This window comes from Mitsuokella jalaludinii (genome assembly GCF_928722185.1).
Taxonomy (GTDB): domain Bacteria; phylum Bacillota; class Negativicutes; order Selenomonadales; family Selenomonadaceae; genus Mitsuokella; species Mitsuokella jalaludinii.
The window spans coordinates 546764-571533 of record NZ_CAKMXA010000001.1 but is presented as its reverse complement, the minus strand read 5'-3'; the positions used below and the strand labels follow the sequence as shown (position 1 = coordinate 571533).

18 protein-coding genes are annotated in these 24770 nt (G+C 58.7%); 15 read left to right on the top strand and 3 right to left on the bottom strand.

All coding sequences use genetic code 11. From position 1 onward, the window contains the following. The first annotated feature begins 4 nt into the window (after positions 1 to 4). From QDI87_RS02615 to nspC, 14 genes are all read left to right on the top strand, one after another. Complete coding sequence (locus tag QDI87_RS02615) at positions 5 to 9304, top strand: S-layer homology domain-containing protein (RefSeq protein WP_278742137.1); 9300 nt, start codon at positions 5 to 7, stop codon at positions 9302 to 9304. A gap of 181 nt (positions 9305 to 9485) precedes the next feature. Further along, on the top strand, positions 9486 to 9848 hold the full coding sequence (gene ylxM, locus QDI87_RS02610; RefSeq protein ID WP_036374921.1) for a YlxM family DNA-binding protein: 363 nt from the start codon (positions 9486 to 9488) through the stop codon (positions 9846 to 9848). Positions 9849 to 9851: 3 nt separating this feature from the next. Further along, positions 9852 to 11225 (top strand): signal recognition particle protein, encoded by a 1374-nt coding sequence (gene ffh / locus QDI87_RS02605; protein ID WP_036374919.1) that lies wholly within the window; start codon positions 9852 to 9854, stop codon positions 11223 to 11225. A 39-nt stretch (positions 11226 to 11264) separates the two neighbouring features. Next, entirely contained in the window at positions 11265 to 11540 is a 276-nt protein-coding gene (rpsP, locus tag QDI87_RS02600) for a 30S ribosomal protein S16 (RefSeq protein ID WP_005840070.1), read from the top strand. A 17-nt stretch (positions 11541 to 11557) separates the two neighbouring features. Next, entirely contained in the window at positions 11558 to 11785 is a 228-nt protein-coding gene (locus QDI87_RS02595; RefSeq protein ID WP_036374911.1) for a KH domain-containing protein, read from the top strand. A 98-nt stretch (positions 11786 to 11883) separates the two neighbouring features. After that, positions 11884 to 12315 (top strand): YlqD family protein, encoded by a 432-nt coding sequence (locus tag QDI87_RS02590; RefSeq protein WP_036374908.1) that lies wholly within the window; start codon positions 11884 to 11886, stop codon positions 12313 to 12315. Beyond that, entirely contained in the window at positions 12287 to 12823 is a 537-nt protein-coding gene (gene rimM, locus QDI87_RS02585) for a ribosome maturation factor RimM (RefSeq protein WP_036374905.1), read from the top strand. The genes QDI87_RS02590 and rimM overlap by 29 nt, the downstream gene beginning before the upstream one ends. Then, complete coding sequence (gene trmD / locus QDI87_RS02580; protein WP_036374903.1) at positions 12813 to 13553, top strand: tRNA (guanosine(37)-N1)-methyltransferase TrmD; 741 nt, start codon at positions 12813 to 12815, stop codon at positions 13551 to 13553. Before rimM ends, trmD begins: the two co-directional genes overlap by 11 nt. A 149-nt stretch (positions 13554 to 13702) precedes the next feature. Further along, positions 13703 to 14494 carry an adenosylmethionine decarboxylase gene (gene speD, locus QDI87_RS02575; protein WP_036374899.1) on the top strand — a complete coding sequence of 264 codons (792 nt, stop codon included), beginning with the start codon at positions 13703 to 13705 and terminating at the stop codon, positions 14492 to 14494. Positions 14495 to 14542: 48 nt separating this feature from the next. Then, a complete protein-coding gene (locus tag QDI87_RS02570; protein ID WP_036374896.1) occupies positions 14543 to 15994 on the top strand; it encodes an aminotransferase class I/II-fold pyridoxal phosphate-dependent enzyme in 1452 nt (483 codons plus the stop codon). Between the two features lie 40 nt (positions 15995 to 16034). Further along, positions 16035 to 16895, top strand: coding sequence for a polyamine aminopropyltransferase (speE, locus tag QDI87_RS02565; protein ID WP_036374893.1), 861 nt, complete (start codon positions 16035 to 16037; stop codon positions 16893 to 16895). Next, a complete protein-coding gene (speB, locus tag QDI87_RS02560; protein WP_036374890.1) occupies positions 16876 to 17754 on the top strand; it encodes an agmatinase in 879 nt (292 codons plus the stop codon). The genes speE and speB overlap by 20 nt, the downstream gene beginning before the upstream one ends. A gap of 37 nt (positions 17755 to 17791) precedes the next feature. After that, complete coding sequence (locus QDI87_RS02555) at positions 17792 to 18994, top strand: saccharopine dehydrogenase family protein (RefSeq protein WP_036374888.1); 1203 nt, start codon at positions 17792 to 17794, stop codon at positions 18992 to 18994. Next, complete coding sequence (nspC, locus tag QDI87_RS02550) at positions 18994 to 20139, top strand: carboxynorspermidine decarboxylase (RefSeq protein ID WP_036374885.1); 1146 nt, start codon at positions 18994 to 18996, stop codon at positions 20137 to 20139. Before QDI87_RS02555 ends, nspC begins: the two co-directional genes overlap by 1 nt. A gap of 82 nt (positions 20140 to 20221) precedes the next feature. On the opposite strand, the gene QDI87_RS02545 is transcribed toward nspC, so the two are convergent. Beyond that, the gene (locus QDI87_RS02545; RefSeq protein WP_051652169.1) at positions 20222 to 21145 is read right to left on the bottom strand and encodes a DMT family transporter; all 924 of its coding nucleotides are present in this window, start codon (positions 21143 to 21145) and stop codon (positions 20222 to 20224) included. Between the two features lie 37 nt (positions 21146 to 21182). Then, positions 21183 to 22640, bottom strand: a complete 1458-nt coding sequence (locus QDI87_RS02540) for a hypothetical protein (protein WP_051652168.1) — start codon at positions 22638 to 22640, stop codon at positions 21183 to 21185. Between the two features lie 183 nt (positions 22641 to 22823). Here QDI87_RS02540 and QDI87_RS02535 point away from each other — a divergent pair, with 183 nt between their 5' ends. Next, positions 22824 to 24254, top strand: coding sequence for a protein O-GlcNAcase (locus QDI87_RS02535; protein ID WP_255240637.1), 1431 nt, complete (start codon positions 22824 to 22826; stop codon positions 24252 to 24254). Here the strand turns inward: QDI87_RS02535 and crcB are convergent. Continuing rightward, on the bottom strand, positions 24251 to 24649 hold the full coding sequence (gene crcB, locus QDI87_RS02530; protein WP_036374878.1) for a fluoride efflux transporter CrcB: 399 nt from the start codon (positions 24647 to 24649) through the stop codon (positions 24251 to 24253). The genes QDI87_RS02535 and crcB overlap by 4 nt on opposite strands. Positions 24650 to 24770 lie beyond the last annotated feature (121 nt).

The following is a 24770-nucleotide window of genomic DNA, read 5'->3' as shown; positions in this document are numbered from 1 at the left end:
TGGATTGAATACACAGGCTGGGTCGGAGACGGGAGGACAGAACTCGATTGCTTTCGGCAATTATACGCAGGCATTAGGTGGCCGCTCTGTTGCCTTTGGTGAATACACGATAGCAAATTACAACGACTCCGTTGCCTTCGGCAATGATACCCGTGCACTCTCTACCGGCGCTACGGCCTTTGGCAACCGCACTCGTGCGCTGTCGCAGTATGCAACGGCTTGGGGCAATGCCACTGTCGCCGCTGACGAAGAATCCACCGCTTGGGGAAGCGACACCATCGCCGGTGCTAAGCTAGATGAAAATGGTGCTGTGACCAATAATTACAAGATTAATCCGGACGATAAAAATGAACCAGTGAAGCAAGAACAGATGGATGTCCATGGCAATCTGGCCTATATCCAGCCCAACGGTAAGACCGCTGGCATCAAGCAGATGCCAATCGACAGTGGCACTGAGAAACACGATTATGTGGTCCTGGCCGGCAAGGATGGCAACACCTACATCCGCGACTACCAGGGCAGCCTCTGGAAGGTCAATGTGGCTGCTGACGGCACGGTGACTGTGGACACCACCGCAGGCACCAAGGGCAAGGTCTATAACGGCCAGAAGAAGACCTCCCTGGCCAAGACCACCGTGGACGGCAGTGAAGTGGACATCAACCCGGACAATGTATTGACCAAGGCCCATGAAGGCTCCAACGGCTACACCATCGACGGCTATGCCAATGCCACGGCCTTCGGCTATTCCACCGAGGCCTCCGGCGACAACGCCACAGCCTTCGGCAACGATACAAAAGCCAGCGCAGCCGGTGCCACTGCCTTCGGCTACCAGACCGTCGCCTCCGGTGACAACGCCACCGCCTTCGGCGAAAACAGCACCGCCTCCGGCGAAGCCGCAACCGCCTTTGGCATCGGCTCCTCCGCTTCGGGCAAGAACTCCCTGGCCGCACTGGGCGGCACCGCATCGGCAGAGAATGCTGCTGCCATCGGCAACAGCGCGCAGGCAACACTCGCTGACAGTGTCGCTCTGGGCAGCAACTCCAAGACCACCCGTGCGAAATACAGAGATCTGACTGTCGAGGCGGAAAAAGCAGCCTATGGCAAGGGTACTACTTCCACCGGCCCGGCCTGGGAAGCTACGGACAATGCCATTGCCGTGGGCAATGACAGCACCGTGACCCGTCAGATTACTGGTGTGGCCGCAGGCTCCCTTGATACGGATGCTGTCAATGTCGCTCAGCTTAGAGCAGTCGACGCAAAGCACACGATTGTCACAGTCGGTGGCCAGTCGGCAACGGCAGACAATACACCGGTTAACGGCGGCAACCTCGACTTGAAGCGCACGACTGCCACCAATGGGCAGGAGACGTACGACCTGTCGCTGGATAAAAATGTGACACTTGGTAAGCAGGTTGAGAATGAGGGCGGCAAGCTGACCGTCAACAACGTTGACAAATTCAAGAACTATGATGAAAACGGCAATCCTTTACCGGATACTACGGTCAAAGAAGCCGTCAAGATTGATGGCAAGACGGTATCGGTCGTAAAACACGATGGTTCTGACGCAGATAATGACCAGCGTCAGGTCGTCCTGGGCGTCGATCAGGATGCAGGCGGCTATGTTACTCTGTATGATAATACGGGTAAGAAGCCGACTTATATCTACAATGCAATCAGCGATGGCATCACTTATCTGAAAGATAAGGATTCGTATCTGACGCCTGACCCGACAAATCCGAACGATGAGCGCGCGTCCAATGAGTTTAATCGTCTGGAATACGGTGACTATCATACAAGTACAATTCAGTTCATTGCTACTTTGGATGATGGACAGAAGTATGCCGGCGATAACTACCAGGCCGCTGAGACCGAAACGAAAACTGTCGATGGCAAGACCACCAAGACCGTTACGAAAGAAGAGCATAACGTCCTTCTCAAGAAACTCAACGAACGCCTGGATATCAAAGGTGGCGCAGATAAGGACAAGCTGACCGAAAACAACATCGGTGTCAATGTTGATAGCACTACCGGCGTAATGAAAGTCCAACTTGCGCAAAATCTTGACCTGACCGATAAGGGCTCTGTCAAGATGGGCAATACCACCATCAAAAATGGCGGCGTGACCATTACCACAAAAGATGGAGATAAAGTCACTAATACAATCAGCTTAACCGACAATGGCCTCAATAATGGCGGCAAGACCATCACCAATATCGCAGGCGGCACGAATCCTACCGATGCCGTCAACGTATCGCAGCTCAACGCTGCCAAGACAACGGTGACATCAAATGACCACTCTGTGGCCATTGATACGACTACGGATTCAACAGATAATCACAAGAATTACGACTTGAGGATTGCTACGGCCACCTTGTCGCAGGATAAGACTACAGGAGACAACCCTGTGGAAACCGGTAGGGTTACTGTTAGCAACCCGAAAATTTCTGTTACAGAAAATGGAGAAACGAAGCAGGTTGATAACCCTAATGCCTATGTAACAGGCAATAGCGTGGCAGATGCCATCAACAACTCCGGCTTCAAGCTGACCGCATCAGCGTCCGAAGGTGCGGTGACTGGCAACAAAGAGACCTTGATCCATCCGGGCGATACCGTGACAATCGATGCCGGCAAGAATATTTCCTTGACCCAGGATAAAGGCAAGATCTCGATCGCTACGAAGGACAACCTCAACTTGGGGTCTGCTGATAGCAAAGATGATAAGCAGCAGGATGTGCCGGGCACTAATGGTTCTATTACGGTCAATGGCAAGAACGGTTCTTCCGTTGCCATCAACGGCCAGGATGGTTCCATCGGCCTGACCGGTCCGAAGGGGACAGATGGCACGAGCACGTCCATCCAGATGTCGACAATCATGTCTGATCCTACACTGGATGATGGTAAGAATACCAAAACGACCAGTGGTGAAGGGGAACAGCAGACAACCACGACCCAAGCTCCGCGCATCCAGTACAAGAAGGGCAACACTACCTATGAAGTCGCCACGATGGATGACGGTCAGAAGTACGCCGGTGATGTACAGGCCAGCGATGCGAAGGCGAATGCATTCAGCCGCAAGCTCAATGAACAGACCAATATTGTCGGTGGAGTCAAAAATCTGGATGCTCTGTCGACAGGAAATAACGTCGGCGTTGTTTCAAATGGTACAGATACGTTGACCATTCGCCTCGCTAAAGAACTCACTGACTTGACCAGCGTCACCACGGTAACAAAGGATGCCAAGGGGAATAAGACGAGCGAGACGGTTCAGAATGGCAAGGGCATCACAATCATTCCGTCTACGTTGGGCGCTGGAAAGACGACTGTATCGCTGACAGACAATGGCCTCAGCAACGGCGGCAATCAGATTACCCATGTTGATAGCGGCTTGAAAGATGCAGCTGGCCATGAGGTTGAACTGAAAAATGCTACCGGTGATGTGCTGAACAATGCAGTCAATGTAGGAGACCTGAAAAACGTACAGAATGCCGTCACTTCTGCCCATACGGCTGTTACCGTCAATGGTAGCGTGGAAGCTCCTGCTGTCGCTGCTGATGGAAAACTTGGGAACTATACGGATAAAGAAAAAGGCAACCTGCTCCTGGCACAGAAGAAAGATACTACTACCGGCAAGATTACCTATGACCTGAAACTCAATGATAATGTCATTCTTGGCAAGGATACCTCTGACGGCAAAGACGGCCAGGAAGGCACCATTGGCCTCACCGGTAAAGATGGTCTTCCGGGCACTGATGGCAAGCAGGGATATAGGACCACCATCATCAAGACGGAAAAAGGACAGAAAGGCAAAGATGGCAAGACCGGCAAGGAAAATCTTGGCGGCACGGACATCACCCGCATTGTTTATACCGATAAGGACGGCAGCAATCCTCAGACCGTAGCTACTCTGAGTGATGGCCTGAAATTTGCCGGTGATGACATTTCTAAGACAGTTGACAAGAAACTCAACGATACGTTGCAGATCCGCGGCGACGGTACCTATGACAAGGAAAAGAATACTATAGCTGATGATGGCAACATCAAGACGTCTGTCGACAATGGCGCTGTCAAGGTTTCTCTGAGCGACACGATCAACCTGCATCAGGCTGGTTCCTTGACCGTCGGCGGCGATAAGAAGGATGGTTCTAAAACGGTGGATGATCCGATTGTCATCAAGCACTTTGACGATAAGACGCTCGATGTAATCACAGGCGTCGACGAGAATGGCAAGTTGATTACCGCTAAGGAAGGTAAGGCTGGTGACTATGTCACGGGCCTTGATAATAAGGCTTGGGATGTAAGCAATCCGACCTATGTTAGCGGTCGCGCGGCTACAGAAGACCAGCTCAAGACAATCAGTGACGCGGTCAATAAGGCTGCATCGACAGCTGGTAAGCATACAGTCGTTACGGTCAACGATAAAGATAGTAGTGAAACAACAGCTACTGTTGGAACCAACGGAAAATATGGTGCCTATAGCGATTCTACCAAAGGAAACCTGCTTATCGCATCTAAGGATGAAAATGGCAAGACAACCTACAACATCAAGCTCAACGACCAGCTGGCCATCGGTAAGAAAGGCACGCCTGGCCAGGACGGCAAAGATGGTACGGATGGCAAATTCACTGTCGAAACCAGCAAGGGCACCACTGTGGTCATCGGCCATGACGGTAAGGACGGTAAAGACGGTATTTCCGTGAAAGGCAACGACGGCAAGGATGGCGTTACCATCGGCGTTACCAATGGTAAGGATGGCAAGGACGGCAGTGAAGGCCATATCGGCCTCACCGGCCCTGTCAGCAAAGATGGCAAGGATGCTAGTGCAGACATCCATGTCAAGAATGGTCAGAACGGCGTAGATGGCACTGATGGAAACAACGGCAAAGACGGCATGGATCGCATTGTCTATGAAGACCACAACCATATTACCCATGAAGTCGCCACCATGGATGACGGCCTGCAAATCGGTGCCAATGCCGCAGCTAAGGAAAACGCTGCTAATCCGGTCAGCAATAAGCTGAACAGTACCATCAATATCAAAGGTTCAGATGCTAAAGCCAACCATACTTATACTGACGACAACCTGACCACGACAGTGGAACAGGACGTTGATGGAAACACGACGGTCAAGGTCCTCATGGATAAGGACATCACTGGCAATAGTGTTACCGTCGGTAAAGACAGCAAAGATGGTGAAGCTGGTAAGGATGGCTATGATGGGCAGGAAGGTTCTATCGGCATCGCCGGTAAGAACGGCATCAATGGTAAGGATGGCAAACAGGGCATCACGACGACCATCATCACGACCGAAAAGGGCCAGAATGGTAAAGACGGTGAAGTCGGCAAGCAGGGTGCTCCGGGCGTCGATGGCAAGGACATCACCCGTATTGTCTATAAGAATGGACAGGATGGTGAAAACGGCCAGGGCGGCAAGCACGTCGTCGCAACACTGGACGATGGCCTGAACTTCGTCGGTGATGATAGCAAGGCTAAACCGGTTGCCAAGAAACTCAACGATACGTTGCAGATTCGCGGCGATGGCACGTATGATGAAAAGACTAAGAAGAGCAATGGCAACATCCAGACTTCTGTCGAAGGTGGAACAATCAAGGTTGCTCTGAATGACAAGATCAACTTGCATCAGGATGGTTCCTTGACCGTCGGCGGTAACAAGAATGGTGATGCTGCTGATGGAAACGACCCGATTCTCATTAAGCACTTTGACGAGAATACTCTTGATGTGATTACAGTTGTCGATAAGGATGGCAATACGACTACCGCCAAGGCAAACAAAGCTGGCGACTATGTCACGGGCCTTGATAACAAGGACTGGAATGTCGACAAGCCGGAATACGTCAGCGGCCGTGCGGCTACCGAAGACCAGCTCAAGACAATCAGTGACGCGGTCAAAGAAGCTGCAACTACGGCTGGCAAACATACAGCCGTGACTGTAGAAGGCGGAAAGCCTGCCGGGACGTCAGACTATAGCGGTGAAAACCTGAAGCTGAAAGTCACGGATACAAATGGTCAGAAGACGTATGACCTGAAACTCAACGATAATCTGAACCTCGGCACGGTTGGCAAAGATGGTGCGAAAGGTACAGATGGCTCCGTTGGTCTCAAGGGTGCAGATGGCAAATCCAGCATCGGCCTCAACGGCAAGGATGGCATCTCTGTTATTGGCAAGGATGGCCAGAATGGCGTCAGCATCACGGGCTCGAACGGCCTCAATGGTAAGGACGGCATCGATGGCAAGATCGCCATCGGTACGCCGGGCAAGGACGGCCAGCCGGGCAAAGATGCAGTTTCCATTTCCGGCCAGGATGGTGAAGGCCATATCGGCTTGACCGGCCCGAAGGGGCCGAAAGGCGCTGACGGCAAAGATGGTCAGAACGCATCGGCTGATATCCACGTCAAGAATGGCCAGGTCGGTGTCGATGGCACGGACGGTCATGGCGGCAAGGATGGTATGGACCGTGTGGTCTATGAAGACCACAATGGTGTTACCCATGAAGTCGCCACGATGGATGACGGCCAGAAGTATGCCGGTGATTTCGGCGATGGTGCTTCGGTCAAGCTGAACAAGACAGTTACTATCAAGGGTAATGTTGCAGCAGGTAAGACGAAAGATGATTTTGTCGACGGCAATATCGCTGTTGTAGCTAATAAGAATGGCGAAGACGGTGAACTGTTGCTCAAGCTGAACAAAGACCTGACGGGGCTCAACAGTTCTTCCTATGCGACGACGACCAGAGTCGATGGTAAGGATGTAACCTCGAAGACCGTAGTGGATGGCACGGGGCTCAAGATTGATAATGGCCCGAGCATCACCAATACGGGCATCGATGGTGGCAAGCATCAGATTACCAACGTGGCCAGCGGCAAAGATGGGAAGATGTATGACACAACGGTTGAAGGCCAGGAGAACTGGAACAATGCCGCCAACATCGGTGATGTCACGAATATCGCGAAGTCGGCCGCGGATGGTGTCCAGGCCAAGAGTGGCAAGAACATCACAGTGGACGACAACAATAAGGTCAACTTGAACGACCATATCACTTTGGGCGATGCTGCGAATAAGGCTAAACAGGTGGATATCGACGGCAATGGCGCAAAGATCACGGCCGGCGATGGCAACAACAAGGTCACTGTCGATGGCTCGAAAGGCCAGATTATCGCTGGCGGTGACAATGGCGTCAAGATCGGCAATATCGCAGGGGGTGACAGAAGCCTGACCATCTACGATAAGGATGGCAATGCTACGAACCAGACTGACAAGGCTGGCAAGTATGTCACCAACTTGGGCAACAAGACCTGGAACAAGGATGGTTCCTATGTCAGCGGCCGTGCTGCTACAGAGGATCAGCTCCATCAGGTCGAGTCGAATGTCAACAAGCAGATTGCTGATGTGAACACGAAGATCGACGAGGTCGACAAGCACCATACGGAAGTCACCGTCAATGGCGGCACGGCTGCGAAAGCGGACGGCTCCTACACGGATGGCAATCTCCAGCTGAAGCAGACGACTGGCGAGGATGGGCAGAAGGTCTATGACCTGAAGCTCAACGACCAGCTCAAGGTCGGCCAGAAGGGCGACGCTGGCAAGGCTGGTAAGGACGGCAACGTCACGGTCGAGACAAAGGGCGGCACGACTGTCGTCATCGGCCATGATGGCAAGGATGGAAAAGACGGCAGGGATGGCCTCTTCGTCACCGGTAAGGATGGCAAGAACGGCAAGTCTGGCGTTTCCATCACCGGTCCGAACGGCGTTGCTGGCAGGGATGGTGTCGACGGCAAAGTCGGCATCGCTGGCAAGGACGGCAGAGATGCGGTCTCGATTGCTGGCAGGGATGGTGTCGGCCATATCGGCCTGACGGGCCCGAAGGGCGCAGATGGCAAGGATGGTGCTTTCACGGACCTTTCCACGATCCTCGGACAGGCTACGCTGGATTACGCGAAGAATGTGAAGGGGAAGGATGGCGACGCCAAGGACGAAAAGGCATCCCGCATCCACTACGAGACGACGGCCGCGACGAAAGATGGTGAAAAGATAGTCTCCCATGAGGTCGCCACGATGGACGATGGCATGAAGTACAGCGGTGATTCTGGCAGCGTGGCGGTGAAGCTGAACAATAATGTCCAGCTCTACGGCGGTGCGAAGGAATACGCGGCTGGCGACAACATCGGCGTCGTTGTTTCGCAGGATGGCGATAACGCTAAGATGCAGGTCAAGTTGGCCAAGGACCTCAAGGGCATTGACAGCATCGATGCCAAGACAGTCACGACGGGCAATACGACCATCAACAACGGCGGTCTGACGGTCAAGGGCGATGACAAGCACAAGGACATCACGGTCCAGCAGGGCGCGGTCAATATGGGCGGCAACAAGGTCGAGAACGTCGCGCCGGGCCGCATTGCGCCGGATTCGACGGATGCGGTCAACGGCAGCCAGCTCGCGCAGCGCGACCAGGCGATCGGCAAGCTCGGTGGTGAGGTCAGCAGTCTCGACCGCCGTGTCGACCGCGTCGGTGCTGGTGCTGCGGCTCTCGCGGCACTTCATCCGCAGAACTTCGACCCGGATGACAAGTGGGATTTCGCGGTGGGCTACGGCAATTACCGCGGTGCGAATGCGGCGGCAGTCGGTGCGTTCTACCGTCCGAATGAGGACACGACGCTGTCGGTCGGCGGTACGGTCGGCGGCGGCGAGAACATGGTCAACACTGGCATCAGCTTCAAGTTCGGCCAGGGCAACCATGTGACGAACAGCCGCGTCGCGATGGCAAAGGAGATCCTCGCGCTCAAGGACTACGTCCAGAAGCAGGACGAGAAGATCGAGAAGCTCGAAGCGCTCGTCGGCCAGCAGGGCACGGCAAACGCGCCGAAGCGCCGTTCCATCCTGTTCCCGGATGTGCCGGAGAACCACTGGGCGTATGTCTACGTCAAGAAGCTGGCCGACCGCGGCCTGCTCGAGGGCTATCCGGATGGCGAGTTCAAGGGCACGCGCACGATCACGCGCTATGAGTTCGCCGCCATCTTCTCGCGGGCACTCGAGAACGGTGCCAGCGTCGACGGCGACATGGAGCGCATGTCGGAAGAATTCGAGCCGGAGATCCGCGAGCTCTCCCTGACCCGTTTCCGCGTCGACCGCGTCGAGGGCGATGACAACGACCGCCATAAGATCGAGCGCGTCCGCGTCAACGACCGCGATGAACTGGTCAAGCAGAAGAACGGCGAGCAGAAGAAGCGCTACCGCGATGTCTACGGCAGCGTGATCGAGAAAGACGCGCCATCTGACGCTGTGAAGTAAAGTCAATAGGCAAACAGAAAAAGAGAAGGCATCCAGCAAAAAATTGCTGGATGCCTTCGTTCATGTCTCATTTTTTTAGGCCTGACAAGGAAAAATGCTTGACACAGTGGCGGAGAGCCGCTATAATAGCCTATGTCAAGCAAAACGCCTTGGCACGATATCAGGATTAAGGTGGGGCAGGATGGAGCAGCTTTTGTATTTGTCGGCGCTGTTTGATTTTTATGGGGCGCTTTTGACAGAGAAGCAGCAGGAATGCCTCAAGATGCATCTCTTTGAGGATTTTTCCCTGTCGGAGATCGGCGAGGAGCTCGGGATTTCCCGGCAGGCGGTCTACGACAACATCCATCGCTCTGAAAAGGCCATGGAATCGTACGAAGAGAAGCTTGGGCTCGTGGCGCGTTACCAGAAGGAGCGCGCGGTGCTCGCGGACATCTGCCGCTCGGTCAAGGCCCTGCGAACGGATGCCAACAGCGCTGCGGTCGGCGACATCCTCGCGCGGCTCGTGCCTCTCCTTGGTAGCAGTGAATATGGCCGGGAGGTATGATTTTTGATTTTTGAAAGTTTATCGGACCGACTCCAGGCAACCTTCAAGAAGCTCCGCGGCCACGGCAAGCTGACGGAGGACGACGTCAATGAGGCGATGCGCGAGGTGCGCATGGCACTTCTCGAAGCCGACGTCAACTTCAAGGTAGTCAAGCAGTTCATCAAGACGGTCAAGGAACGCGCCATCGGCCAGGACATCCTCGAGACGCTGACGCCGGCTCAGGTCGTCATCAAGATCGTCGATGAGGAGCTCACGAAGCTCATGGGCGGCACGCAGAGCCGTCTCAACATCAGCCCGAAGCCGCCGACGGTCATCATGATGGTCGGTTTGCAGGGCGCCGGTAAGACGACGTCTGCCGGCAAGCTCGGCCTTGCGCTCAAGAAGCAGGGCAAGCGCCCCCTGCTCGTCGCGGCGGATATCTACCGCCCGGCGGCCATCACGCAGCTGCAGGTCCTCGGCAAGCAGCTCGACATCCCTGTGTTCTCGATGGAGCAGGGGACGGACGCTGTGACGATCGCGAAGAGCTCGATCGGCTACTCGCAGTCGCATGCCTGCGATGTCGTCATCATCGATACGGCGGGCCGCCTGCAGATCGATGAGAAGCTCATGCAGGAGCTTCGCGACATCAAGTCGGAGGTCCATCCGCATGAGATACTGCTCGTCGTCGATGCGATGACGGGCCAGGAATCGGTCAATGTCGCGCAGGCGTTCAACGACGCGCTCGGCCTCGACGGTGTCGTCATGACGAAGCTCGACGGCGATGCCCGCGGCGGCGCGGCGCTCTCCGTCAAGGCGGTCACGGGCGTGCCCATCAAGTTCATCGGTCTTGGCGAGAAGCTCGAGCCGCTCGAGCCGTTCCATCCGGACCGCATGGCCTCGCGCATCCTCGGCATGGGCGATGTGCTCTCGCTCGTCGAGAAGGCACAGGCGACTTTCGACATGGAAGAAGCCAAGAAGATGGAGAAGAAGCTGCGCAAGGACGAGTTCACGCTCGATGATTTCCTCGCGCAGATGCAGCAGGTCAAGAAACTCGGCTCGCTCGACAACATCTTAGGCCTGATTCCGGGCATGGGCGGCCTCAAGAAGCAGCTCGCCGGACAGGACATCGACCTCGACGGCAAGGAGATGCGCCAGATCGAGGCAATCATCAAGTCGATGACGCCGAAGGAGCGCGCCAACATCACGATCATCAACGGCAGCCGCCGCAAGCGCATCGCGATGGGCTCCGGCACGCGCGTGCAGGACGTCAACAAGCTCTTGAAGCAGTTCGGCGAGATGAAGAAGATGATGAAGAAAATGAAGAAGATGCAGAAGGGCAAGAAGGGCCTGCCGAATCTCGGCGGCCTGGGACTTCCCAAATTGCCGTTCATGCATTGAGATATTTCCCAAACCCAATTTGAAAGGTGGTGAATTCACATGGCAGTAAAGATTCGTCTGAACCGTATGGGTGCAAAGAAGAATCCGTTCTATCGCATTGTTGTCGCGGACTCCCGCGCACCGCGCGATGGTCGTTTCATCGAGGTCCTCGGTAACTACGATCCGTCCCAGAACCCGGCAGTCGTCAATGTTGACGAGGAGAAGGTTCTCGACTGGATGGGCAAGGGTGCTCAACCGACGGACACCGTTAAGAATCTCTTCAGCAAGAAGGGCCTCATGGCTAAGTTTGCTGAGGCAAAGAACGCTAAGAACTGATTGAGTGAGGCTACAGCATGAAAGAACTTGTTGAAGTCATCGCGAAGTCCTTAGTGGATCATCCGGAAGATGTCCGCGTTGAGGAGGAGCAGGAAGACCGTCAGGTCACGCTGAAGCTTCACGTGGATGAGGATGACATGGGCAAGGTCATTGGCCGCCAGGGCCGCATCGCGAAAGCCATGCGCACGGTTGTCAAGGCCGCAGCCACCCGGGAGAACAAGAAAGTCTCGGTTGATATCATTTGAAAAGAGCGGCATCGCCCCACATGCATCTGCATGGTATGGGCATTGCCGCTGTTTTTGTATCTTGAACAAGAAGCAGAGAAGCAGAAAAGAGGAATACCATGGATACGATTTCGCTCAAGATGCCGGTGACGGTCAAGGCTAAGGTCACGGAGAAGCTCAAGGAGAAGATGACGAAGGAGCTCGCAGAGGGCATCCAGCGCGCAGAGCTCGAGCTGCAGCAGCTCGACATCCAGGAGAAGCGCGTCATGCAGGAAAACGGCCCGGCGAACCCGCAGGAGCCGACGCCGCAGGAGATCCAGCGCCTCAACGCCATCCAGCAGCACTTCGGCCAGGAGCGCCAGAAGCGTGCGGAGTACCGCGCGCAGGCTCTCGCGCAGAAGGAGCAGACGGAGAAGCTCAAGATCGGTTCGGAGATCGTGCAGGGCACGCTCGAGCGCCAGGTCGAGGTCAAGGTCGGCGACGATATGCGTGAGCTCATGAATGTGGAAGTGCTGGTGGAAGATGACAAGATTATCGCCATCCGCGGCTAATAAGAAAAAAGACCGCGTGACGATCGGCAAGGTTGGCGCGGTGCACGGCATCCACGGCGAGCTGCGCATCATCCCGCTGACGGACTTCGTCGAGCGCTTTGCTGGCATGAAGGAAGTCATGGTCGGCGATGAGATGCTGCACATCGAGAGCTGCAAGTTCCACAAGCAGTTCGTGCTGCTGAAGTTCCGCGAGTACCCGGTGCGCGAGCAGGCCATGCGCCTGACGGGCCAGCTGCTGACGGTCGCGCGCGACGAGGCTGTGCCGCTTGAAGAGGGTGAGTTCTACACCTTCGACATCATCGGGCTGACGGTCTATGATATGGCGGGCACGGAGCTCGGCACGGTCGAGAACGTCCTGCGCACGGGCAGCAATGATGTCTACCAGGCGCGCCGCCCGGACGGGCGCGAACTGCTCATACCGGCGCTCAAGGCGGTCGTGCACGAGATCGACATCGCGGGCGGCCGCATGGTCGTCGATCTGCCGGAGGAGACGGACGATGCGCATTGACATGATCACGCTGTTCCCGGAGATGTTTGCGGGGCCGTTCGGCGCGAGCATCACGAAGCGCGCCGTGGAGAAGGGCATCCTCGACATCCACTTCACGAATTTCCGCGACTACTCGTTTGACAAGCACAGGCATGTCGATGATTCGCCGTTCGGCGGCGGCGCGGGGATGGTGCTGAAGCCGGAGCCGATGTACCGCGCTGTGCGCGCGGTGCTTGAGGAGACAGCCATGCATGCGGCGAGCCGCCGCGTGCTGATCATGGACCCGGCGGGGCCCGTCTTCACGCAGGCAAAGGCGAAGGAGCTCGCGAGCTACGAGCAGCTCGTCTTCATCTGCGGCCACTACGAGGGTTTCGACGCGCGCATCTACCCGCTGGCTGACGAGGCCATCTCCATCGGCGACTTCGTGCTGACGGGCGGCGAGCTACCCGCGATGGTCATCACGGATGCCGTCTCGCGCATGCTGCCGGGCGTGCTCGGCGATGCAGAGTCGGCGCCGACGGACTCGTTCTACGACGGGCTCCTGGGCTTTCCGCAGTACACGCGGCCGCGCGACTTCGAGGGCATGGAGGTGCCGGAGGTGCTGCTGTCGGGCGACCACGCGAAGATCCGCCAGTGGCGCCATGAGCAGTCCCTGCGCCTGACGAAGGAGAAGCGCCCGGACCTGCTCGCGAAGAAGGCGCTCAGCGACGAGGACCGCGAGATCCTGCGCCGCTTCGAGCAGCCCGGCTGACGGCGGGGACACCTGCTCAAGAGAGGGCTCCGGGCGCAAGATTCTTCTTGTTTCAACGAGTTGAATCTGCTACAATAAAGCTAACGATAGCAGACAGGCCACGGCTTCTGGAGCCGTGGCCTTTTTGGTGAAAGGCAGGGGTTTGTGGATTGGAGGAAAAGCTGAAGCTGTACGGCTTCAATAACCTGACGAAGGCATTGAGCTTCAACATCTATGATATCTGTTATGCGAAGTCGGAGCGGGAGCAGCAGGACTACATCAAGTACATCGACGAGCAGTACAACTCGGAGCGCTTGACGAACATCCTGTCGACGGTCACGGAGATGATCGGCGCGCGCATCCTCAACATTGCGAAGCAGGATTACGACCCGCAGGGAGCGAGCGTGACGATGCTGATCGCGGAAGAAGACGCGGTGACATCGGGGCGCAAGAAGCCGGTCGAGTCGGCCATCCTCGGCGACACGATCCTCGCGCATCTCGACAAGAGCCATGTGACGGTGCACACGTACCCGGAGTTCCACCCGGGCACGAGCATTGCGACGTTCCGCGTCGACATCGATGTCGCGACGTGCGGCGAGATCACGCCCTTGAAGACGCTCGACTACATGATCGCGCAGTTCGACTCGGACATCATCACGATGGACTACCGCGTGCGCGGCTTCACGCGCGACCTCAACGGCCGCAAGCTCTTCATGGACTCGAAGATGCGGTCCATCCAGGAGTTCATTGCCAAGGAGACGCTCGACCGCTACGATGCCGTCGACATCAACCTCTATCAGGCGAATCTCTACCACACGCGCATGCTCATCAAGGAGCCGCAGCTGCAGAACTACCTCTTCAATACGGATATCTACGAGATCCCGCCGAAGGACCGCCTGGCCATCAGCAACAGCCTGCGCCGCGAGATGATCGAGATCTACAGTGGGCGCAACCTCTACTGAGGTGACGTGCTCTGCGCATATACTACACACGATAAGGAAGTGAAGGAAATGGGAGGATATCTGACTCAGGACCGCGCGCCGATCCTCGAGGCGCTCGAGCGCATGAAGCGCGCGCGCCTCGTGCCGTTTGATGTGCCGGGCCACAAGCGCGGCCGCGGCAATCCGGAGCTCCGGGACTTCCTCGGGGAGAAGTGCCTCGACGTCGATGTCAACTCGATGAAGATGCTCGACAATCTCTGCCATCCCGTCTCGGTCATCCGCGATGCGGAGAAGCTCGCGGCGGAGGCCTTTGGCGCGGCACATGCGTTCTTCATGGTTGGCGGCACGACGTCGGCCGTGCAGGCGATGGTGCTGACGGCCGTCGGCCGCGGCGACAAGATCATCATGCCGCGCAATGTGCACCGCAGCGCTATCAACGCGCTGATCCTCTGCGGCGCAGTGCCGGTCTACGTCAACCCGCAGATGGACCACACGCTCGGCATCTCGCTCGGCATGCGCGTCGAGGAAGTCAAGGACGCCATCAGGCGCCATCCCGACGCGAAGGCCGTGCTCGTCAACAATCCGACGTACTACGGCATCTGCTCGAACTTGCGCGAGATCGTTCGCCTCGCACACGAGCACGGCATGATGGTGCTCGCCGACGAGGCGCACGGCACGCATTTCTACTTCAACGACAAGCTGCCCGTCTCGGCCATGGCGGCGGGCGCTGACATGGCGTCGATCAGCATGCACAAGTCGGGCGGCTCGCTGACGCAGAGCTCGATGCTGCTCTGCGGCCCGAACGTCAATGCGGGCTACGTGCATCAGGTCATCAACATTACGCAGACGACCTCAGGCTCGTACCTCCTGCTCTCGAGCCTCGACATCAGCCGCCGCAACCTCGCCTTGCACGGCCAGGAGATCTTCGACAAGGTCATCCGTCTTGTCGAGTACGCGCGCGACGAGATCAACGCCATCGGCGACTACTACGCCTACAGCCGCGAGCTCATCAACGGCGACTCCGTCTACGACTTCGACACGACGAAACTCTCCATCTTCACACGCCCGACGGGCCTTGCGGGCATCGAGGTCTATGACCTGCTGCGCGACGAGTACGACATCCAGACGGAGTTCGGCGACATCGCGAACCTCCTGGCCTACGTCTCAGTCGGCGACCGCCCGAAGGACATCGAGCGCCTCGTCGCGGCGCTCGCGGAGATCCGGCGCAACTACCGCAAGGATTCCTCGAAGATGCTCAAGGCCGAGTACATCGAGCCGGAAGTCGTCTACGGGCCGCAGGAGGCATTCTACGCCGAGAAGGAGTCGCTGCCGCTCGAGGATACGGTCGGCCGCGTCTGCAGCGAGTTCGTCATGTGCTATCCGCCGGGCATCCCGATTCTCGCGCCGGGCGAGCGCATCACGGACGAGATCCTGACCTACATCCGCTACGCGCGCAAGAAGGGCTGTCAGATGACGGGCCCTGAAGACATGACGATCGCACGGCTCAATGTCGTGAAGTGATCGTGAAAGGATACCGATAAAAATTAAGAGGGGGGATTTCATGGAACTCTGGTTTACCGAACACCACACGCCGAATGTCCGCTTTTCCATCAAGGTGGACCGCCAGCTCTACTCGGGCCGCAGCGAATTTCAGCGCATCGACATCTTCGATTCGAAGGAGTTCGGCCGCTTCCTGACGCTCGACGGCTACATGATGCTGACGGAGATGGATGAGTTCATCTACCACGAGATGATCACGCACGTGCCGATGTGCGTCAATCCGGATGCGCACGACATCCTCGTCATCGGCGGCGGCGACGGTGGCACGGTGCGCGAGCTCTTGCGCTACCCGACGGTGCGCCACATCGACCTCGTTGAGATCGATGAGCTCGTCGTCGAGGTCTGCAAGAAGTACCTGCCGCAGACGGCGGGCTGCCTTTCTGACCCGCGCATCTCCATCCACTACGAAGATGGCCTCAAGTACGTGCGCCACGCGGAGGACGCCTACGACCTCATCATCGTCGATTCGACGGACCCGTTCGGGCCGGGCGAGGGGCTCTTCACAAAGGAGTTCTACGGCAACTGCTACAAGGCGCTGCGCGAGGACGGCATCATGGTCAACCAGCACGAGAGCCCGTTCTACCAGCAGGACGCCTACGCGATGCAGCGCGCCCACAAGCGCATCGTCGATTCCTTCCCGATCAGCCGCGTCTATCAGGCGCACATCCCGACGTACCCGTCCGGCCACTGGCTCTTCGGCTTTGCCTCAAAGAAGCGCCATCCCGTCAAGGACGTCAACTGGGTGCGCTGGAATGCCCTTGGCCTCAAGACGCGCTACTACAACACGCAGCTGCACGTGGGCGCCTTTGCCCTGCCGAACTATGTGGAGGAGATGCTAAGAGATGTTGAACCGGAATCGTAATGTCGAGACGTTCCTCGGCTGTGAAAACACCTACGAGGAGAGCCGCATTGTGCTCTACGGCGCGCCGTTTGACTCGACGACGTCGTACCGCCCGGGCACGCGCTTCGCGAGCCGCACGATGCGCGCGGAGTCGTATGGGCTCGAGACGTACAGCCCGTACCAGGACCTCGACCTCGAAGACGCGAAGGTATTTGACGGCGGCGACCTCGAGCTCTGCTTCGGCGACACGGAGATGGCGCTCGGCGACATCGAGGCGTGTGCGCGCGATATCGTCGCGGATGGCAAGCTGCCGTTCCTCATCGGCGGCGAGCACCTCGTGACACTGCCGGCCTTCCGCGCCGTGCAGGCAAAGTACCAGGATGTCGCCGTCATCCACTTTGACGCGCACACGGACCTGCGCGAGGAGTACCTCGGTAACCGCCTCTCGCACGCGACAGTCATCCGCCGCATCTGGGAGATCATCGGCGACGGCCGCATCTTCCAGTTCGGCATCCGCAGCGGCGAGCGCGCGGAGTGGTACTGGTCGGCCGAAGGCCACACGAAGATCCAGAAGTTCAGCTTTGCTGGCCTCGACGAGGCGATTGAGTCGCTGGCGGGCCGCCCGGTCTACCTGACCATCGACCTCGATGTGCTCGACCCCTCGTGCTTCCCCGGCACGGGGACGCCGGAGGCGGGCGGCGTGCGCTTCACGGACCTCTTGTCCGCCGCGCTGCGCACCATCCGCGGCTGCCGCATCGTCGGCTGTGACATGGTCGAGCTCTCACCGCCTCTTGACCCGAGCGGTGCCTCGACGGCCACGGCCCTCAAGCTCCTGCGCGAGATGCTGCTCGCGCTCGAGAAGCCTTACATCCAGGAATAAAACTTGTTCTACATTCTATATCTCAGGAGGTATTACCATGGGAAAAGCTTTGATCATCGGCTGCGGCGGCGTCGCGAGTGTCGCCATCCACAAGTGCTGCCAGAACTCGGACGAATTCAGTGAGATCATGATTGCCTCGCGCACGAAGTCGAAGTGCGACGCGCTCAAGGAGAAGCTCGAGGGCACGACGAAGACGAAGATCCGCACGGCGCAGGTCGATGCCGACAATGTCGATGCGCTCGTCGCGCTCATCGAGGACTTCCAGCCAGACGTCGTGCTGAACCTCGCGCTGCCGTACCAGGACCTGCACATCATGGATGCCTGCCTCGCGACGAAGACGAACTACGTCGACACGGCCAACTATGAGCCGGAGGACACGGCGAAGTTCGAGTACAAGTGGCAGTGGGCCTACCGCGAGCGCTACGAGAAGGCCGGCATCACGGCGCTCCTCGGCTCCGGCTTCGACCCGGGCGTCACGGGCGTCTTTGCCGCCTACGCGCTCAAGCACCACTTCGACGAGATCAACTACATCGATATCCTCGACTGCAACGCCGGCGACCACGGCTATCCGTTCGCGACGAACTTCAACCCGGAGATCAACATCCGCGAAGTCTCGGCCAACGGCAGCTACTGGGAGGACGGCCACTGGGTCGAGACGAAGCCGATGGAGATCAAGCGCGTCTACAACTTCCCGGAAGTCGGCCCGAAGGACATGTACCTCCTGCACCATGAGGAGCTCGAGAGCCTCGGCCTCAACATCCCGGGCATCAAGCGCATCCGCTTCTTCATGACGTTCGGCGAGAGCTACCTCAATCACCTCCGCTGCCTCGAGGATGTCGGCATGACCTCCATTGAGCCGATCGAGTTCGAGGGCAAGAAGATCGTGCCACTGCAGTTCCTCAAGGCTGTGCTGCCGGATCCGGCAAGCCTCGGCCCGCGCACGAAGGGCAAGACGAACATCGGTTGCATCTTCCGCGGCAAGAAGGACGGCAAGGACAAGACGTACTACCTCTACAACATCTGCGACCATCAGGAATGCTACAAGGAAGTCGGCTCGCAGGCCGTCTCCTACACGACGGGCGTGCCGGCCATGATCGGCGCGATGCTCATCATGAACGGCACCTGGAAAGGCCCGGGCGTCAAGAACATCGAGGAGTTCGACCCGGATCCGTTCATGGACGCCCTCAACAAGTGGGGCCTGCCGTGGAAGGAGAGCTTTGACCCGGAGCTCGTCGACTGATGGGGAAATTGGCATCACATTACCGCAAAGAGTTCTTCGAGGTGCCGACGCCCTCGTACGTCATCGCCAAAGACCTCTTGGAGCACAACCTGCGCATCCTGCACGAGGTGGAGGAGAGCACGGGCGCGCATGTGCTGCTCGCCCAGAAGTGCTTCTCCATGTACCACTACTACCCGCTGATCGCTCAGTACCTCTCGGGCACGACGGCCAGCGGCCTCTACGAGGCCAAGCTCGGCCATGAGGAGATGGGCAAAGAGAACCATGTCTTTTCGCCCGCCTACAAGGAGTCGGAATTTGCGGAGCTCACCAAGATCTGTGACCACATCATCTTCAACTCCTTTGCCCAGTGGAAGAAGTTCGGCCCGGAGGCACTCGCAGCCGGCGCCTCGTGCGGCCTGCGCATCAACCCCGAGCGCTCGACGCAGGACCACGCCATCTACGACCCGTGCGCGGAGGGCTCGCGCCTCGGCGTGCGCCTGCGCGACTTTGATGAGAGCGCCATCGGGGGCCTTGAGGGCCTGCACTTCCACACGCTCTGCGAGCAGGGAGCCGATGCGCTCGCCGTCACGCTCGAAGCGGTCGAGGCGAAATTCGGCAAGTACCTGCCGCAGATGAAGTGGATCAACTTCGGCGGCGGCCACCACATCACGAAGGCAGGCTACGACATCGCCCTCTTGAAGAAGTGCATCCGCCGCATGCAGGAAAAGTACGGCCTGACGGTCTACGTCGAGCCAGGCGAGGCCGTCGCGCTCAACGCGGGCTTCCTCGTCGCCGAGGTGCTCGACATCCAGCAGGAGAACGCCATCGCCATCCTCGACACATCGGCTGCCTGCCATATGCCCGACGTCATCGAGATGCCGTACCGCCCGCCCGTCCTCGGCAGCGGCGAACCGGGGGAGAAGGCCCACACCTACACCTTCGCCGGCCCGACCTGCCTCGCCGGCGACACGATCGGCACATACTCCTTCGACGAGCCCCTCGCCGTCGGCGACCGCATCGTCTTTGGTGACATGGCCATCTACACCATGGTCAAGAACAACACCTTCAACGGCATGCCCCTGCCCGCCATCATCGCCAGCGACGAGGACGGCAGCTGGCAGCCCGTCCGCCAGTTCGGCTACGAAGACTTCAAGATGAGGCTCTGAGAAGCTGAGCATCGATACAGAATCAAAAAGCGTCTCTGTTGCATGATGCAGCAGAGACGCTTTCTTTTTGCGCGTATTTTGCTTATTTCCGCGTCAAGAGGATGACGGCAGCGAGGATGCTCAGGGCGCCGAGCAGGTCGAAGGGGGTGAAGGCGATGTGGAGCAGAGTGACGGAGAGGAGGATGGCGGCGAGGGGTTCGGCGGAGCCGAGGATGCTCGTCTCGGCGGGCTGGAGGTACTGGAGGCTGCCGAGGTAGCAGGCGAAGGCGATGACGGTGCCGAAGACGATGATGTAGGAAAAGAGCAGGGCGGCTGTCGCGTTGAAGAGGCCCGTGAAGTCCCATGGGCGCGAGACGGGCAGGAAGAGCAGGCCGCCCACGAGCATGCCCCAGCCGATGATGAGTGTCGGGCGGTACTTGCAGATCAGGCGCTTCGGCTGGACGGTGTAGAAGGCGGCGGCAAAGGCCGAGAGCAGTCCCCAGAAGAGGGCGGGCGGCGAGATGGCGAGGCTGGTCAGGCTGCCGTGCGTCACGAGCAGGAAGGTGCCGAGGACGGCGAGCGCGACGCAGAGGAGTTCGCCAAAGGGCGGCAGCCTGCGCGTGCGCAGCGCTGCCCAGGCGACGATGACGACCGGCATGAGGTACTGGAGGATCGTGCCGGTCGCGGCGTTGCTGTACTTGATGGCGGCGAAGTAGGTGTATTGGACGCCGAGCATGCCGAGGACGGCAAAGGCGACGGTCTCGACGGCGTCACGCCGTTCGCGAAAGACGGCGAAGAGATCCTGGCGGTAGAAGGCGAGGTCGATGAGCAGCAGCATTGCGCCTGAGAGAATGAGGCGCACGCCGACGAGCCATTCCGTCGAGAAGGCGCAGTTCTGCAGGATGTACTGCCCCGCGACGCCTGAGCCGCCCCAGAGGACGGCACCCGTCAGCGCGAGCGCTATGCCGCGGCGGCGCACTGTGCGCGCGGGCGGCGTGGGTGATGCAGGATTCTTGGCAGTTGGCATTTGGCTGTTCCTTTCCGTTGATAGAGGTGGGGGATGATCACTTGTCCGGCACAAAGGTGTAGAGCGGCTTCCCTTCCTTGTCGGTCAGTTTGATGGGGTTCAGGCTGAGCTTGCCGTGCTGGATGTGGAAGGCGTCTGTCGAGACGGTGAAGCCCGGCAGATTGATGACGGCATCGTAGAAGTGGAGGTCGCCGCCCGCGTCTGTCACCTTGCCGGAGAGGCGGTCAAAGGGCAGCAGGTGGTAGCGGCCGGGCCCTGAGACAAAGGAGCCGGCCGACACTGTGCTCTTGGCCGAGCCCTCCGAGTGGATCTCGAGGTCGAGGTCAACGCGCGTGTGCAGGCCGCTCTTGGGGAGGGCCGCCTCGGTCTGCATGGCTTCGCCATGGCCGTAGAGGTTGTAGAAGCGCGTGTCAAGGTCGTAGTCGCCGTAGGCCGAAAGGCGGCCCTTGTAGACATCAGCCGTGACATCGGTGAACTGCAGCAGGGAGTTCTCGTAGTAGACCTTGCCTTCGACATTCGCGAAGTCGAGGCCCGGGATGTGGAGCTCGTCCATCTCGACCTTGCCCGTGCCAATAGGGTGGGAGACGGGACCCGTGAAGTACGTCGAGAGCGTCATCTTGTCGTGGATGTTCATGCCGAAGCCGAGTGAGGAGGGATCAATCTGGTAGAGCACGAGCGCCGTGTTGCAGACGGGCTCCGGGTCCGTTGTGAAGTCCACCGTGCCGTTGAGCGCGATGGCATCGCCGATCATCGTGCCGCCGAAGCCGCCAATCGACATGTCGAGGCTCATCTGCTTCGCGGTGTCGAGGTCGACGGCCATCTGCACGTGGCTCATGACGTAGTGGCGCTCGCGGTAGAAAACCTCGACGCCGCCGTCGTGGACGTTCAGGCGCAGTTTCAGATGCTTGCCCGCCGCATTGAAGTTGTGCCAGTCGCGCTGGACTTTCTGCTGGTGGTGCTCGCGGCGCCACTGGCCGACGGCCCGGCGCTCGCGCGCGTCGAGCGTCGCGAGGTTGACCTTCTCGCGCCAGTCCTCAGACTCCTTCTTGAGGCGGTCCATGTCGGGCGAGGGGCGCACGAAGTCGACCTTCATGTCGTCGGAGAGGTGGACGGATACGGAGGGCTGATTGACGGTGAGCTCGCGTATCGTCGTCGACTTGAAGTCGCGCGTTAGGACGTCCCAGACGTTGACGCGGAAGTCGCCGCTCGGGATCTCGAGGATGGGATTGCCCTCGCGGTCCTTCCACTCGAGGCCTGTGAAGTAGACGTGGCCCGTGATGTCGGAGATCAGCCGCTCGACCGTGATCGTGCCGCGCAGCATGTCCTGGTTTGCCATCGCGTAGTTGAAGATCTGCGCTGCGCCGCGGCTGATGATCTCGAGTGCGAGGAGGATGAGGAGGCAGACGACGAGCAGAGCGAGCCCCAGGCGCTTCAGGCATTTCTTGCCGAACGCGCGTCGCCCCTCACTGCAGGACGGCAGATGAAACCATGACATGGGCGCCCCCTCCTTTCTGTTCTGTTCTCTTGCATTTTTTCATCTTTTTATTGTATCATGGACGCATCGCTTTTAGAAGACAGGAGCAGAAAAGCGCGGAGAATCTGTGAAAATTTTCTGCTGATGAGATACTTTCTCGCCGTAATGTGATATGATATAGATAACAGAAAGGAAGATGTTTGGATGCGATTTCGACAAGTGAGAAAGATGGCGGTGTGCCTTGGTGTGTCCGGTGCCATCCTGGCGGGCGGCGTGACGATGCAGCCTGTCTCGGCGTCACCCGTGCCTCTGCGCGGTGTCATCGAGGGCTTCTACGGCACGCCGTGGCAGCAGGAAGAGCGGCTCGACATTCTCGCGTTCTGCCGGGCTGAGGGCTTCAACGCCTATCTCTACGCGCCGAAGGATGACCCATACCACCGCGAGAAATGGCGCGAACCTTACCCGGAGGACAAACTCCGGGAACTCGGCGCGCTCGTGAAGGCGGCCAAGGCGCAGGACGTGCGCTTCATCTTTGCCGTCTCGCCGGGGCTCGATGTCTCGCTGCACGGTTACAAGGGCTATGCCGACCGCCAGAAGATGCTCGCGAAATTCGAGACGCTCTACGCGCTCGGTGTGCGCGACTTCGCCATCTTCTTTGATGACATCAAGGACAAGGACGGCGCAGGCCAGGCGGCCTTTTTGAGCGACGTCTCGCGCGAGCTGCGGCGGCGCCACGCGGACATCGGCGCCTTCCTGACGGTGCCGACGGAGTACTTCTACGCAGACATGCAGGAAGGCGGCGCGCGCAAGCCCTACACGGATGCGTTCGCCGAGGGGCTTTCGCACGACATCCTGGTGCTCTACACGGGTGACGGCGTGGCGAAGGGGCCGCTGACGGATGAGGCGCTCGCGAAAGCTGATGCGCTCTACGGGCGGGCGCTTGGCCTCTGGTGGAATTACCCCGTCAACGACTACATGGAGGCGAAGCTCGCGCTCGGCCCTGTAGATCCCCTGCCGAAGGGGAATCTGCCCGCCATCTTCTTCAACCCGATGAAGGTCGAGGCCCTGTCGAAAATCGCCTTGGCGACGGGGGCTGACTACGCCGAAGACCCCGAGCACTACGATCCCGAGAAGTCGTGGCAGGAGGCCATCAAGCGCCAGTACGGGCCGCTCGCAAACGACATGGCGCTCTTTGCCGTGGGCTCGCGCCACCTCGAGAATGACTGGGCATCAATTGGCCTCGCGGATGACCCGGATTTTGCCGCAACGGCTGAGCGCCTGCTGGAGAGCTGGCCGGATGGGGCAGGGGCCAAGGAAGCGCATGCGGCGCTTCTCGCCATGGCCGACGCGCGCGCCAAGGCTGCAGGGCGCCTCTTGAAGGAGCTGCCGCCCGAGCAGCTCAAGGCGTGCCGGCCGCAGCTTGAGCAGACGGTTCGCCTGGCTTCGGCCAGCAGGACGGCTCTCATGCTCCTTCAGGTACAGCAGGCCGTCGCGAAAGATGGCGGCCGGCACGAAAGAAGCCTCCGCGACAAGCTACAGCGAGAGCTTACGGCCATCGATCAGCATGAAGCAGAGGCAGAGGTCAGCGAGAAGGCGATGGGCGCCTTCGTCCGGAATGTGGCCAGGAGGCGTTAGAGCGCGCTGAGCGCTCTGGACGCGCCGAGGCCCAGGAACGTCGTGAGGAAGCACAGGCCGAGATTGGCGGCGATGTTCATGGCGGCGTAGAAGAGGCTGCCGCCCTCGATGAGCGTGACCGTCTCGAGGCTGAACGATGAGAAGGTCGTGAAGCCGCCGAGGAAGCCGACGGTCAGGAGCAGCCGGACGGGCTCTGCAAGCGTGAAGCCGGTCTTTTCCATCAGGAAGACGAGCGAGCCCATGATGAAGCCCATGAGCAGGCTGCCGAGCGTGTTGACGAACAGCGTGCCGAACGGGAAGTACGTGCCGAAGAGCGCCCCGATGTGCGTGGTGCTGAAGTAGCGGCAGGCGGCGCCAAGACCGCCGCCGATGAAGACGAGTAGAAGACTTTGCATAATATCCTCCTTTTTTTGTTGTCAGCGCAAGCTGTAGGCCCATTATACGCCGGACCGTCTTTCCGTGCAATGGGCAGACAAGGCGATGACGAAAGATAGCGGCCATTATGCACCGATATCG

What these genes read in the sequence shown, in the direction of transcription:
- nspC (WP_036374885.1), top strand. Translation starts at nt 18,994, where the DNA reads ATGGGGAAATTGGCATCACATTACCGCAAAGAGTTCTTCGAGGTGCCG.
- speB (WP_036374890.1), top strand. Translation starts at nt 16,876, where the DNA reads ATGTTGAACCGGAATCGTAATGTCGAGACGTTCCTCGGCTGTGAAAAC.
- rpsP (WP_005840070.1), top strand. Translation starts at nt 11,265, where the DNA reads ATGGCAGTAAAGATTCGTCTGAACCGTATGGGTGCAAAGAAGAATCCG.
- QDI87_RS02570 (WP_036374896.1), top strand. Translation starts at nt 14,543, where the DNA reads ATGGGAGGATATCTGACTCAGGACCGCGCGCCGATCCTCGAGGCGCTC.
- rimM (WP_036374905.1), top strand. Translation starts at nt 12,287, where the DNA reads ATGACAAGATTATCGCCATCCGCGGCTAATAAGAAAAAAGACCGCGTG.
- QDI87_RS02555 (WP_036374888.1), top strand. Translation starts at nt 17,792, where the DNA reads ATGGGAAAAGCTTTGATCATCGGCTGCGGCGGCGTCGCGAGTGTCGCC.
- QDI87_RS02545 (WP_051652169.1), bottom strand. Translation starts at nt 21,145, where the DNA reads ATGCCAACTGCCAAGAATCCTGCATCACCCACGCCGCCCGCGCGCACA.
- trmD (WP_036374903.1), top strand. Translation starts at nt 12,813, where the DNA reads ATGCGCATTGACATGATCACGCTGTTCCCGGAGATGTTTGCGGGGCCG.
- speE (WP_036374893.1), top strand. Translation starts at nt 16,035, where the DNA reads ATGGAACTCTGGTTTACCGAACACCACACGCCGAATGTCCGCTTTTCC.
- ylxM (WP_036374921.1), top strand. Translation starts at nt 9,486, where the DNA reads ATGGAGCAGCTTTTGTATTTGTCGGCGCTGTTTGATTTTTATGGGGCG.
- crcB (WP_036374878.1), bottom strand. Translation starts at nt 24,649, where the DNA reads ATGCAAAGTCTTCTACTCGTCTTCATCGGCGGCGGTCTTGGCGCCGCC.
- QDI87_RS02590 (WP_036374908.1), top strand. Translation starts at nt 11,884, where the DNA reads ATGGATACGATTTCGCTCAAGATGCCGGTGACGGTCAAGGCTAAGGTC.
- QDI87_RS02535 (WP_255240637.1), top strand. Translation starts at nt 22,824, where the DNA reads ATGCGATTTCGACAAGTGAGAAAGATGGCGGTGTGCCTTGGTGTGTCC.
- QDI87_RS02595 (WP_036374911.1), top strand. Translation starts at nt 11,558, where the DNA reads ATGAAAGAACTTGTTGAAGTCATCGCGAAGTCCTTAGTGGATCATCCG.
- QDI87_RS02540 (WP_051652168.1), bottom strand. Translation starts at nt 22,640, where the DNA reads ATGTCATGGTTTCATCTGCCGTCCTGCAGTGAGGGGCGACGCGCGTTC.